Source organism: Roseburia sp. AM16-25 (genome assembly GCF_003473825.1).
GTDB classification, from domain to species: domain Bacteria; phylum Bacillota; class Clostridia; order Lachnospirales; family Lachnospiraceae; genus Pararoseburia; species Pararoseburia lenta.
In genome coordinates this window covers 86658-98556 of the sequence record NZ_QUCW01000004.1, presented here as the reverse complement: position 1 = coordinate 98556, position 11899 = coordinate 86658, and the positions used below count along the sequence as shown (strand labels likewise).

13 protein-coding genes and 1 other RNA gene are annotated in these 11899 nt (G+C 46.0%); 9 read left to right on the top strand and 5 right to left on the bottom strand.

Features of this window, described 5'->3' with window-relative positions; genetic code table 11:
• Nucleotides 1-315 precede the first annotated feature (315 nt).
• Nucleotides 316-1203 (bottom strand): LysR family transcriptional regulator, encoded by an 888-nt coding sequence (locus DW183_RS10555; RefSeq protein WP_118281968.1) that lies wholly within the window; start codon nucleotides 1201-1203, stop codon nucleotides 316-318.
• Between the two features lie 216 nt (nucleotides 1204-1419).
• Here DW183_RS10555 and leuC point away from each other — a divergent pair, with 216 nt between their 5' ends.
• Both leuC and leuD read left to right on the top strand, forming a co-directional pair.
• Complete coding sequence (gene leuC, locus DW183_RS10550) at nucleotides 1420-2679, top strand: 3-isopropylmalate dehydratase large subunit (protein ID WP_118282105.1); 1260 nt, start codon at nucleotides 1420-1422, stop codon at nucleotides 2677-2679.
• Nucleotides 2680-2690: 11 nt separating this feature from the next.
• Nucleotides 2691-3179 carry a 3-isopropylmalate dehydratase small subunit gene (gene leuD / locus DW183_RS10545; RefSeq protein ID WP_118281967.1) on the top strand — a complete coding sequence of 163 codons (489 nt, stop codon included), beginning with the start codon at nucleotides 2691-2693 and terminating at the stop codon, nucleotides 3177-3179.
• A gap of 43 nt (nucleotides 3180-3222) precedes the next feature.
• Here leuD and DW183_RS10540 read toward each other — a convergent pair whose 3' ends face one another.
• Nucleotides 3223-4023: a hypothetical protein gene (locus DW183_RS10540; protein WP_118281966.1), complete on the bottom strand. Its 801-nt coding sequence runs from the start codon at nucleotides 4021-4023 to the stop codon at nucleotides 3223-3225.
• A 168-nt stretch (nucleotides 4024-4191) separates the two neighbouring features.
• Here DW183_RS10540 and thrC point away from each other — a divergent pair, with 168 nt between their 5' ends.
• Nucleotides 4192-5676, top strand: a complete 1485-nt coding sequence (gene thrC / locus DW183_RS10535; RefSeq protein ID WP_118281965.1) for a threonine synthase — start codon at nucleotides 4192-4194, stop codon at nucleotides 5674-5676.
• A 70-nt stretch (nucleotides 5677-5746) separates the two neighbouring features.
• Here thrC and DW183_RS10530 read toward each other — a convergent pair whose 3' ends face one another.
• The gene (locus DW183_RS10530) at nucleotides 5747-6634 is read right to left on the bottom strand and encodes a chemotaxis protein CheX (RefSeq protein ID WP_118281964.1); all 888 of its coding nucleotides are present in this window, start codon (nucleotides 6632-6634) and stop codon (nucleotides 5747-5749) included.
• A 3-nt stretch (nucleotides 6635-6637) separates the two neighbouring features.
• The gene (locus DW183_RS10525) at nucleotides 6638-7018 is read right to left on the bottom strand and encodes a response regulator (RefSeq protein WP_118281963.1); all 381 of its coding nucleotides are present in this window, start codon (nucleotides 7016-7018) and stop codon (nucleotides 6638-6640) included.
• A 167-nt stretch (nucleotides 7019-7185) separates the two neighbouring features.
• On the opposite strand from DW183_RS10525, the gene DW183_RS10520 reads away from it, so the two are divergent.
• Genes DW183_RS10520 through DW183_RS10510 form a run of 4 tightly spaced genes read left to right on the top strand, consistent with a single transcriptional unit; the run spans nucleotide 7186 to nucleotide 8627 of the window.
• On the top strand, nucleotides 7186-7533 hold the full coding sequence (locus DW183_RS10520) for a hypothetical protein (RefSeq protein WP_118281962.1): 348 nt from the start codon (nucleotides 7186-7188) through the stop codon (nucleotides 7531-7533).
• A complete protein-coding gene (locus DW183_RS10515; protein WP_330416381.1) occupies nucleotides 7530-7790 on the top strand; it encodes a response regulator transcription factor in 261 nt (86 codons plus the stop codon). The genes DW183_RS10520 and DW183_RS10515 overlap by 4 nt, the downstream gene beginning before the upstream one ends.
• Nucleotides 7756-7926, top strand: a complete 171-nt coding sequence (locus DW183_RS12795) for a hypothetical protein (RefSeq protein ID WP_330416380.1) — start codon at nucleotides 7756-7758, stop codon at nucleotides 7924-7926. The genes DW183_RS10515 and DW183_RS12795 overlap by 35 nt, the downstream gene beginning before the upstream one ends.
• Nucleotides 7923-8627, top strand: coding sequence for a sensor histidine kinase (locus tag DW183_RS10510; RefSeq protein WP_118281961.1), 705 nt, complete (start codon nucleotides 7923-7925; stop codon nucleotides 8625-8627). Before DW183_RS12795 ends, DW183_RS10510 begins: the two co-directional genes overlap by 4 nt.
• Nucleotides 8628-8666: 39 nt before the next feature.
• On the opposite strand, the gene DW183_RS10505 is transcribed toward DW183_RS10510, so the two are convergent.
• A complete protein-coding gene (locus DW183_RS10505) occupies nucleotides 8667-10034 on the bottom strand; it encodes a citrate/2-methylcitrate synthase (protein WP_118281960.1) in 1368 nt (455 codons plus the stop codon).
• A gap of 130 nt (nucleotides 10035-10164) precedes the next feature.
• On the opposite strand from DW183_RS10505, the gene ssrS reads away from it, so the two are divergent.
• Both ssrS and DW183_RS10495 read left to right on the top strand, forming a co-directional pair.
• Nucleotides 10165-10345, top strand: a non-coding RNA gene (gene ssrS, locus DW183_RS10500) — 6S RNA.
• A gap of 88 nt (nucleotides 10346-10433) precedes the next feature.
• Nucleotides 10434-11897, top strand: coding sequence for a SpoIID/LytB domain-containing protein (locus DW183_RS10495; protein ID WP_118281959.1), 1464 nt, complete (start codon nucleotides 10434-10436; stop codon nucleotides 11895-11897).
• Nucleotides 11898-11899: the final 2 nt, after the last annotated feature.

The window sequence follows — 11899 nt, the reverse complement described above, 5'->3', positions numbered from 1 at the left end:
CGCTCGTCGCACTGTCTTTTTTTCGTCTTGGGGATAGGGCGATGTGTTATCAGATATAGAGGAGCAGATGGCTGGCAGGGGGGCAGGGGATGGGCTGGTGCAGTATGCGGGCGGTAAACTGTCGCAGAACAGGGAGTCTCTGACGAGAAAGATTTGCTTAGAAGAAGCTGTGCAAGAGACAGTTTCTTCTAAGCAAATCCTTTCTCGAAGAGACTCACATAACCTGCTCCTAAGTTTGCCGCCCGCATACTGCACCAGCCCATCCCCTGCCCCCCTGCCAGCCATCTGCTCCCGCGAAGTTTGCTGTCGCATTGCCTAGCCACGGCAAAAATCAAGAAAGCAGGACAACGCATCGTTTTGCAGATGCGTCTTTTTGTAGGCAAAGCCGACATCACGCTTATGGATGGGGATGTCAAGCGGAATCTGCTGCAACTGTCCGTCTGCCAGTTCCTCCTGCACAAAGTTTTTGATGACACAGGCAACACCGACACCGATCTTGGCAAACTCGATCAAAAGATCCATATTGGAGATCTCGATATAGTCCTTGGTCTGGATCTGGTTCTTGGCGAGGTAATCGTCAATGTACTGACGGGTCATATTATTTTTATCAAGGAGCATAAGGGTGGATGCTTCCAAGATCTCCCGCGTGGAAGTCATATCCTGCGGAAGATGCGACATATAGGTGGAAGTCGCCACAAAGATGTCCTCGATCTCCACTAAATTTTCATAGATGAAGCCAGTCTTATGCTCCGGCATGCCGACAAGCCCGATGTCAATGGCATCATCGGCTAACATCTTGAGGGTCTCATTGGAGGACTGACAGCGGATGCGGATATTGATCTGTGGGTGTTCCCGGATAAAGGCGGACAGGTAGGGAAGCAGGAGATATTTGCAGAGGGTCGTGCTGACCCCGATATGCAGGGTGCCGCCATCGGTCCGGGTCAGTGTCTCCAACTTGGTCTCTGCACTTGTGATTGCCGAGAAGGCGGTATCTAAATGCTGAAAGAGGAGTTGCCCTTCCGGTGTCAGCCGAACACCCTTGGAATTGCGCAAAAAGAGGCGGGTATGGAGAGCGTCTTCCAACTTCTGGATGGATTTGCTGATGGCAGGCTGGCTGATATATAATTGGTTGGTTGCCTTGGAAAAACTTCCGGCTTTGGCAACTTCATAAAAAATGTGATAAGCAGACAGTGGATTGTTCATTGTATTTCCTTTCTGATGATATATAACCTATAGTTATAGTGAATATATTTAATATGTATTTCTATTATATATACTTTCATGGTAAAATCAATATTGAACAAAAGAAAACTGCCTGAGATATGGGGTATGGCTGCAAACGTATCCGGTGTCACAGGCAGGAAAATCAGACATAAGAAGCACATAAGTATAGATCAGGAGAAAAAGGAGGAACATGTCATGGGAATGACAATGACACAGAAAATTCTTGCGGCACATGCCGGATTGGATTCCGTAGTGGCAGGACAGTTGATCGAGGCAGATCTGGATCTGGTACTGGGCAATGATATCACTTCACCGGTAGCCATTCATGAGATCGAAAAAATGAAGGTAGACGGCGTTTTCCACAAGGACAAGATCGCACTTGTCATGGATCACTTTGTACCCAATAAGGACATTAAATCCGCAGAGCATTGCAAATGTGTCCGTGAGTTTGCGTGCAGAAATGAGATCACCAATTATTTTGATGTGGGAGAGATGGGAATCGAACATGCCCTTTTGCCGGAAAAAGGTTTGACCGTAGCCGGTGATGTCATCATCGGAGCAGACTCACACACCTGTACCTACGGTGCGCTCGGAGCATTTTCTACCGGCGTGGGAAGTACGGATATGGCAGCAGGCATGGCAACCGGTAAGGCATGGTTCAAAGTACCGTCCGCTATCAAGTTCAATCTGGTTGGCAAGCCGAATAAATACATCAGCGGTAAAGACGTGATCTTGCACATCATCGGTATGATCGGTGTGGATGGCGCACTTTACAAGTCCATGGAATTTGTCGGCGAAGGCATCCAATACTTATCCATGGATGATCGTTTTACTATTGCAAATATGGCCATCGAAGCCGGTGGAAAGAACGGTATCTTCCCGGTTGACGATCTGGCTAAGCAGTATATGGCAGAACATTCCAAGAGAGATTACAAGGTATATGAGGCAGATGCGGACGCTGTTTATGATGAAGAATATACGATCGATCTTTCAACCTTAAAGTCAACGATCGCATTTCCACATTTACCGGAAAATACAAAGACCATTGACGAGGTCGGCGATATCAAGATCGATCAGGTTGTGATCGGCTCTTGTACCAACGGCAGATTTGAGGACTTAAAGACAGCGGCAGAGATCTTAAAGGGCAAGAAAGTCAAGAAGGGCTTACGCGTTATCGTGATCCCGGCAACCCAGCAGATCTATCTGGATGCCATGGAAGCAGGTTTCATCCGAACCTTTATTGAGGCTGGTGCCATCGTCAGTACACCGACCTGTGGTCCGTGTCTGGGCGGTTATATGGGAATTTTGGCAGCAGGCGAACGATGCGTTTCGACAACTAACCGAAACTTTGTCGGACGTATGGGACATGTAGATTCCGAAGTATATCTGGCAAGCCCGGCAGTGGCAGCAGCAAGTGCTTTGACAGGTAAGATCAGCGGACCGGAAAACGTATAAGAGGTGAGAATATGAAAGCAGCAGAAGGAAAAGTATTTAAGTTTGGCGATAATGTAGATACCGATGTTATTATTCCGGCGAGATATCTGAATTCATCAGATCCAAAGGAACTGGCAACACACTGTATGGAAGATATCGATGCAGATTTTGTAAAAAAAGTAACGCCGGGAGACATCATTGTGGCAACCAAGAATTTTGGATGCGGATCATCCAGAGAACATGCACCGATCGCGATCAAGGCAGCCGGCGTATCTTGTGTGATCGCAGAGACCTTTGCGAGAATTTTTTACCGCAATGCCATCAATATCGGACTTCCGATCGTAGAGTGCCCGGAGGCGGCAAAAGATATTTCGGATGGAGACGAGGTATATGTTGATTTTGACAGTGGTCTGATCACCAATAAGACGACCAATAAGACCTATCAGGGGCAGGCGTTCCCGCCATTCATGCAAAAGATCATTGACTGCGAAGGACTTGTCAATTATATCAATCAGAAATAAAAGAATATGAAAAGACCCGGTCTGTTTGACAGATCGGGTCAAGTTATATGACAAAGGAATCGATATAATCCAGATAAGTCTGGGAGAGTTTTAGTGCCGAATAAACATCGGCATATTCCCGGGCAGACAGGTCTGCGATATAGTTCTGGATAAATTTTTTCTGGATGCCGTGATCTCTGGCGTAGTCGACCGCCTTGTTGTAGGCGATGGCAGCCTTGATCTCCGTTGTATATTTTCCAATGATGACATCACCATTGAGGTGGAGCCTGGCAACAAAGAGGCATTTGCCCTTTTTCTCGGTCTGGGTGATGCCGTGATAGGCGTTGATGATGCGGATATTGGCATAGCGGTAATCGGTCGGATCCCCGTTGACAAAGACATAATCCCGTCCGGCTACACCGTAATTCTTGATGCCATAGCGTTGGGCGATATTGTATTGCATGCCATAGTCATTGACAAAGAGGTGATTGCCGCGCCGCATGATCTTATGGCTGGAATAGTAGAAAAGATCGTCATTGTCAAATTTGAGATCATAATCTGCCTCCAGATAATAGGAAAAAAATCCCTTTTGCAGGTAGATCGGTGTTTTGATATACATGCCGTGATCCCGGAAATTCAAAAGGCTGATGGCTTTTTCAAAAGACAGGTGGCGGATGCGGGAAGTGTAGTTTTCCGGCGTGATCGCAGGACTGGATAAGATGTCCATGGCTTCCCGATAGATGGCGTGGGCGATGGCAGCATCAGAAGAAGAACCAAGGCTGATATGCTTGGCATGATAAGTCAGGCTGGCACGATAATAAAGAGAGCCATCTTTTTTTGAGGTTTGATATACGCCGGTTGACATAAATTCCTTCCTTTCATTATTTATATGACATTTATTATAGCATAAGGGTCTGGATTTGAGAAATCCTACGTTGACACGGCTTTTGGGTATAACGTATAATGGAAATCAGCGTAGTGACGTGTCAAAGTTACAAACGAAGTGAGTGAAGAAAAAGGAAGAGGTAAGAAAATGGAATTACAGTATGTAAGCACAAGAGATGCATCTGAAGTGGTGAGCGCATCACAGGCGATCTTAAAAGGATTGGCAAATGGTGGCGGATTGTTTGTCCCAACCTTTATTCCAAAATTGGATGTGAGTTTGGAAGATTTGAGCAAGATGACTTATCAGCAGACAGCCTATGAAGTCATGAAACTCTTTTTGACAGATTTTACCAAGGAAGAGTTGGAAAACTGTATCAACCGCGCTTATGATGCCAAGTTTGACACCGAGGAGATCGCACCTTTGGTATATGCAGACGGCGCTTACTATCTGGAACTGTTCCATGGATCTACCATTGCCTTTAAAGATATGGCATTATCTATCCTGCCGCATTTGATGATCACATCAGCCAGAAAGAACCAGATCAAAAATGATATTGTCATTCTTACTGCGACCAGCGGAGATACCGGAAAGGCTGCCCTTGCCGGATTTGCAGGCGTAGAGGGCACCAAGATCATTGTCTTTTATCCAAAGGACGGTGTCAGCCCGATCCAAAAGCAGCAGATGGTGACCCAGACAGGGGACAACACACTGGTTGTTGGGATCGACGGCAATTTCGATCAGGCACAGACCGGTGTGAAAAAGATGTTTGCTGACGAAGATCTGAAAAAGGAACTGGACGCAGCAGGCTATCAGTTCTCATCTGCCAATTCCATCAATATCGGACGTCTGGTACCGCAGATCGTATATTATGTCTATGCATACAGCCGTCTGCTTGCCAACGACAAGATCAAGGCGGGAGAATCGATCAATGTGGTTGTGCCGACAGGAAATTTTGGAAATATCTTAGCCGCATTTTATGCAAAAAATATGGGGTTGCCGATCGCGAAACTGATCTGTGCATCCAATGAAAATAAAGTATTATTTGATTTCTTCCGTACCGGTGTCTATGACAAGAACCGAGAATTTATCCTTACCAACTCACCGTCTATGGATATTCTGATCTCCAGCAACTTGGAGCGTCTGATCTATCGCATTGCAGGTGAGGACGCAAAGGCAAATGCAGCATTGATGCAGAGCCTTACGACAGAAGGACGCTATGAGATCACGCCACAGATGCGTCAGGCTTTGCAGGATTTCTATGGCAATTACAGCAGCGAGGAAGAGACCGGACAGACCATTCATGATCTCTATGAAAAGACAGGCTATGTGATCGATACCCATACCGCGGTTGCTGCCGGTGTTTACGGAAAATATAAGGCAGAGACAGGGGATGAGACAACGACGGTCATCGCTTCTACCGCAAGTCCTTTCAAGTTTGCCAAGAGCGTCATGACTGCCATTGATGCTTCCTATGCAAAGGAAGATGATTTCGCATTGATCGATAAATTGAGCGAGATCTCCCGTGTCGAGGTGCCAAGAGCCGTAGAAGAGATCCGCAGTGCTCCGGTACGTCACAAGACCATTTGTGCCGTGGATCAGATGCCACAGGTAGTAAGAGATTTCCTGAAATAAAAAATATACAAGATACAAAAAAGAGGGTTTCCCAAGCGGAAGCCCTCTTTTTAAAATATGGATTTTCATACTAAGCATATAAACTGATGATCAAATGAATAGCACCAAACGGATAGATGACCGGCAGAATGAAAGTCGTAGAAGAAAGCGACAGTGCTTCTGTGGTATCTACGGAAGGTGGATCCAAGGATAATTCGATGGAGTGTTCATTGGACATATTGACCATAAAGAGTCCGTTGTGCAGATTGATAAAGTCCTCAATAGATGCCTGCACATATTCGTCAAACTCGGTAAAAGTTGTCTTGGCATAGCGCGATGCGAAAGCAATAGCAACATCTTCTTCCATGTCCACACGGGAAATGCAGTTTACCTTGCCGTGGATACGCTGGGAGACGCAGTAGTTGACCGGGAACTCATCACAAGGAATCGGTGTGAGAGGAGTGAAGTCATCCCCGATAAAACGCACCAGATTATTGAACATGAGTTCCATATACATGATGCTGTATTCCGTGATCGGAACCTCTGCCACCAAAAAGAAACGTTCGATCAACTGGGTGATCTTTTCTTTGCTTTCGATATTCAGATCGATGTCATACATCTCATTTTCGGCTTCGTAGTCCAAGACCAGCGTTTGCAGTTCCTCATAGGAAATGGCACCATCATCGACCAGACATTGTCCAAAGAGGAGAAAGTCCGGGATCTGTGTCTTTAAAAGTTCGCGTACCTGGTCTTCAGTAAGATAACCGCGCTCTATGGCAATCTCGCCAAATCTGCGGTCTTCTCTGGTCTGCAGAAAGCATACTTCGTCCACTTCGGAGGCAACCATATAGCCCTTGTGCATGGCAAGGGTACCTAACTTGATGTGCGCGGCAGACAACTGTGAGATCGCGTGTGTCAACTGTTCAGGCGTAATGGCATCGCGTCTGAGCAGATAAGAGCCAAAAAACTGTGAATACATACTTTATTTTCCCCCTAAGTGTACCTCAATCAATCGATCAACCTGTGGCTGACTGATCGGCTTCTGAATGAAATCTTTTGCTCCGGCTTCGATCGCCTTCTTTAACTGCATCTGTGTGCCGACAGAGGAGACAATGATGATCGTTGCGTCAGGATCTGCAGCGATGATCTCCTTGGTCGCAGCGATGCCGTCTTTGAGCGGCATGACAATGTCAAGAAATACCATGTCCGGATGATATTTTTTGAACTGCTCAACGGCCTGCTCGCCGTTGACAGCATCATAATAGGTAGCCCCGGATGCGTATTCGCTGATGGCATCCTTTAGGTTCTTTCTGGCTAATATTGAGTCGTCGCATATCAGTATGCTTTTGTTCGATAAATCCATATCTATAACTCCTTGCAATTATTTCTTCCTAACTTATCTAAATATACTTATAATACTACATCAAATGACATAATTATTCAAACAAATTGTGTAAAACCTTAGACTTTTATTGAAAGAAAAAAATCTTACCGTTATAATGATTACAAATAAATGAGAGAGGTGTAAAAATGACAAATGCAGATATGATGGTTATTTTTGATGTGATCATCACGATTATGGGATCTTATATTATCTTTTCTACGATAAAGATGAAAAAGGATGGCATGGTGCCGAATTTATTTGTGCCGGTAGAGGAAATGACCAAATGTAAGGATCAGCCGGGCTTTATTGCCTTTCTTTTCCCGCGGGCGATCATCTTTGGGCTTGTGTCTGCTATCTTTGGCATCGAGGGCGTGTGCAATGATATGTTCTTGAATCTGGGACAGATCGTCAATGTCATCATGATCGTGGTCTTTATCGTCGCATGGGTATGGTTTTCCATGCAACTTCGCAAGGGAAAGGAGAAATTCTTTTGAGTGGCAGAATTCTTGTAGTAGATGACGAGGAGAAGATCCGTCTGATCATCCGCAAGTATGGTGAATTTGAAGGTTATGAGATCGATGAGGCTGCCAATGGTATGGAAGTCGTAGAAAAGTGCCAGAAGCAGGACTATGACCTTTTGGTCATGGATGTGATGAATGCCGGAACTGGACGGTTTTTCTACCTGTGCCGCCATCAAAAAGACAAAAGATATTCCGGTGATCATGATTTCTGCCAGGGGCGAGGAATATGACCGGATCCATGGCTTTGAGTGTGGCGTGGATGACTATGTGGTAAAGCCTTTTTCTCCAAAAGAGTTGATGATGCGTCAAGGTGGTCATGAGCCGGCAGAAAACGACGGAATAAAAAATGGATATCTATACCTATGAGGGACTGGAAGTCAATTCTGGTAAGTGCGGAGGATAGTGACGATCTGTCGGAGGCTTTGGAGACACTGGCGCTGGATAATGGCGTATCACTTTTGGTCACAGATGCAGACGGTGCTTCGCTTTACAGTGCACAGTACAATCCGCGGGGAACTATGAATACCCTGCCGCAGGATACCTTCAAAGAACTGTATGCCCAGGCACAGGCATCCGGCGGAGAAACACAGATCGAATATATGGGTAGTATGCAGTTAGATCTGACCGACCTGATGCGACAGGTCATGCTGCGTTATGGCAAATTAAAGGAGCAGGATGGTTATGTCATGGAATTTGTTGCAGATGGAGAAGTCTATATCATGGGAGATGCAGACAAGATCGCCCAGGTGCTTTGCAATCTGATAGGCAATGCCATCAATTATACCGGAGCCGATAAAAAGATCATCGTGCGGCAAAGCCTGCACGAACACCATGTACGCGTGGATGTGATCGACAGCGGAGAGGGAATTGCGGCACAGGATATTCCTTATGTGTGGGATCGCTATTATAAGGGAGATAAGGCGAGAAAACGTCTGGTGTCAGGCACAGGTCTGGGACTTTCCATTGTGCAAAAGATCTTGGAATTGCACGGAGCAACCTATGGTGTAGAGTCAAAGCCCGGGATGGGGGCAGATTTCTGGTTTGCCTTTGAAATCGTGGAAAAATAGAAAAGACAGAAGGGATGTCCCTCCTGTCCTTCTACTTATCTATTCTCTTTCGTCCATAGGAGTTACTTCTTTGTGTGGACATACGGTCATGTAGGCAGGACGCATGATCTTGCCCTTGTGACATACTTCTTCCATACGGTGTGCGCTCCATCCGGCGATACGCGCGATGGCGAAGATTGGTGTATAGAGTTCCAGTGGAAGACCAAGCATCTGATATACAAAACCACTGTAAAAATCGACGTTTGGGCTGACACCCTTGTAGATCTTGCGCTTCTCGGCAATGATCTCCGGTGCTAAGCGCTCTACCAAAGAGTAGAGGGCAAATTCTTTTTCATAGCCCTTTTCCTCAGACAGACGTTCTACGAAAGAATGGAAGGTAACGGCTCTCGGGTCAGACAGAGAATAAACGGCATGACCCATACCATAAATAAGACCTGCCTTGTCGAAGGCTTTTTTATCCAGAAGGTCACGCAGATAATTGCCGACTTCTTCTTCATTGGTCCAGTCTTTGACCTGTTCTTTCATATCTGCAAACATCTTGACAACCTTGATGTTGGCACCGCCGTGTTTTGGCCCCTTCAAAGAACCGATCGCAGCAGCGATGGCAGAGTAGGTATCCGTGCCGGAGGAGGAAACCAGATGTGTCGTAAAGGTGGAGTTGTTACCACCGCCGTGTTCCATATGCAGGATCAGGGCAACATCTAAAAGTTTTGCCTCGAGTGGTGTGAACTTACTGTCATCACGCAGACAATGCAGGATGTTTTCTGCGGTAGAATATTCTTTCTTTGGCGGATGGATAATCAGACTTTCGCCATTGTAGTAGTGGCGGTAGGTCTGGTAACTGTAAACGGACAGAAGCGGGAACATACTGATCAGTTGTAAGCACTGACGCAGGACATTGGCTTCGGATGTGTCGTCCGGTACTTCATCATAAGAATATAAGGTCAGAACTCCACGTGCTAATGCGTTCATCATGTCTTTGCTTGGCTTTTTCATGATGACATCACGGACAAAGTTCTGTGGCAGGGAACGATAATTGCTCAACAATTCACAGAATTCGCCCAGTTCCTGTTTGTTTGGTAATTTGCCAAAGAGGAGCAGATAGGTGCATTCCTCGAAACCAAAGAAGCAGTCATCCGGCAGTTCTGCGATCAGATCCTGCACATTGTATCCGCGGTAATATAACTCACCGTCGCAAGGAACGGATTTGCCATCCACGATCTTGGTGGAATTGACCTCGGAAATCTCGGTGATCCCGACCAAGACACCTTTACCATTTAAATCACGAAGACCTCTTTTTACATCGTATTTGGTGTATAATTCCGGGTCGATGTAAGAAGATTTCTTGGATAATTCTGATAAATGCACTAACTGAGGAGTAATTTCGCTAAATGATTGATTTGTCACAATGGTTACCTCCTTTTGCGTATATATTATTTATATTATCATGAGTTACCGTGTAAAAGCAAGATATGAAAAAAACCATAATTTACTATGGTAATTTATTTGAAGATATCATATAATAGCAATAGATTTTTTTAACCTGAAATGTGCGATTCAACCTGTTGTTTTGAACCTACATTTACTTTAAAAGGGATTCTTATATTGTCTGATGGATGTCAGGCCTCCGTTTGCAGTGGAAGGCAGAAGTCAGATTGCGGTTACCCACCTAGCATTGCTAGGAGTCAAAATATCAGGCCCGGCATTTTGGGGATACTTAAAAAGATAAAACACATAAGACAAGGAAGTTGCCGTCCGGTGACTTCCTTTCTTGTGTAATAAAAATTCCTGGGAGGGAGGAAAGAATTGAAAAAACGGACGCGTTATACATTACGAAAGCCAAAAGACTATCGCATGGTTATTTTTCTGACCCTTTTGTGTGTCTTTTTGATCTTATTGATTCTTTATACCCAAGGAAAAATGCGTATTTTACAGGATTTTATAGCGAGACAGACAACCAAGGAAGAGGATAAGATACAAGAGGAGGTCCCGGATACGCCGGAGGCAATGCCTTATTCTTCGGATCTTCGCATTGTACTTATGGATCGGGACAAAGATATATACCGGGGCTCTATCAGCCTTTACGGAGACAGCGATCTGACCATCAACCGGGCAGGGCAGACCAGCGATCTGGCGGCAGGGACGACCTATAGCATGAGCGCAGACCAGATCAGCGCCGGGGAGACGATCACGGTCACAGGCGCAGAGGGCAGCCAGTGGTATCTGGTCAATGAGGACGGCGTGACCTCCAATGGATATGAGGGGACGCTGGAGATCTGGGGACAGGCGAATGGACTTGTGCTGGTCAACCAGATTCCCATGGAATATTATTTAAAGCGCGTCGTGCCAAGCGAGATGCCAAGGACCTATGGGGCAGAGGCATTAAAGGCACAGGCGGTGTGTGCAAGAACCTATGCTTATGGGCACAGCAATTCTTATGCCTATCCCGATGTCAAAGGAAATATGGATGACACCGTCTCTTTTCAGGTGTATAATCAGGGAACGGAATCTGCGGAGACCAATGAGGCGATCCGTTCTACCGCAGGGCAGATCCTTATGAAGGATGGAACTGTGGTCGATGCCCTGTATTATTCGACATCCTGTGGCTATATGCAGGACGGCACGCTTTTTGGTAATATGGATAGCAGCATCTTTCATACCGGCTATATCGGCTTACAGGAAAGCGGACAGGATTTTGATACTTATCTGCGCAGTGGGGACGAGCATGCCTATGAGGCAAACGAGCGTTATTTCCGCTGGCAGGCAAGCCTTACAGGGGATGATCTTTCCGGACTGCGGGCACATTTGCAGAATTACCTTGCCACGGACGATAGTATTTCCTGCGACAGGAAGATGAAAAAGAAGATCACAGACACTTCTTTGACAGATGATAAGGCATTGGGGCAGATCAAGAATATCACGGTAGAAAAACGCAATCCCGGCGGGACAGCCATGTGCATCAGCATTTCTTTTTCTGAGGGAAAGGTAGAGATAGAGGACCAGTTACATATCCGGCAGATCTTAGGTGATCTGTGTGGCTATGTCATCTTGCAGGATCAGGAAAGGTTAGACAGCGTCAGCACACTTCCGAGTGCGGCGATCTCCATCGAAAAGCAGGGGGACGGAAAGTTTCTGGTCTATGGCGGTGGTTTCGGACATGGTGTTGGCATGAGCCAGAATGCAGCCAAAGCCTTGGCGGCAGCCGGTTATGCTTATACGGATATCCTGGGATATTTTTATCAGGGAACCGCCTTGCAGCAGGTATATTAAAG

Excerpts from the sequence above, each read along its gene's own strand:
- DW183_RS10555 (WP_118281968.1), bottom strand. The coding sequence starts at position 1,203 with ATGAACAATCCACTGTCTGCTTATCACATTTTTTATGAAGTTGCCAAA.
- leuC (WP_118282105.1), top strand. The coding sequence starts at position 1,420 with ATGGGAATGACAATGACACAGAAAATTCTTGCGGCACATGCCGGATTG.
- leuD (WP_118281967.1), top strand. The coding sequence starts at position 2,691 with ATGAAAGCAGCAGAAGGAAAAGTATTTAAGTTTGGCGATAATGTAGAT.
- DW183_RS10540 (WP_118281966.1), bottom strand. The coding sequence starts at position 4,023 with ATGTCAACCGGCGTATATCAAACCTCAAAAAAAGATGGCTCTCTTTAT.
- thrC (WP_118281965.1), top strand. The coding sequence starts at position 4,192 with ATGGAATTACAGTATGTAAGCACAAGAGATGCATCTGAAGTGGTGAGC.
- DW183_RS10530 (WP_118281964.1), bottom strand. The coding sequence starts at position 6,634 with ATGTATTCACAGTTTTTTGGCTCTTATCTGCTCAGACGCGATGCCATT.
- DW183_RS10525 (WP_118281963.1), bottom strand. The coding sequence starts at position 7,018 with ATGGATTTATCGAACAAAAGCATACTGATATGCGACGACTCAATATTA.
- DW183_RS10520 (WP_118281962.1), top strand. The coding sequence starts at position 7,186 with ATGACAAATGCAGATATGATGGTTATTTTTGATGTGATCATCACGATT.
- DW183_RS10510 (WP_118281961.1), top strand. The coding sequence starts at position 7,923 with ATGAGGGACTGGAAGTCAATTCTGGTAAGTGCGGAGGATAGTGACGAT.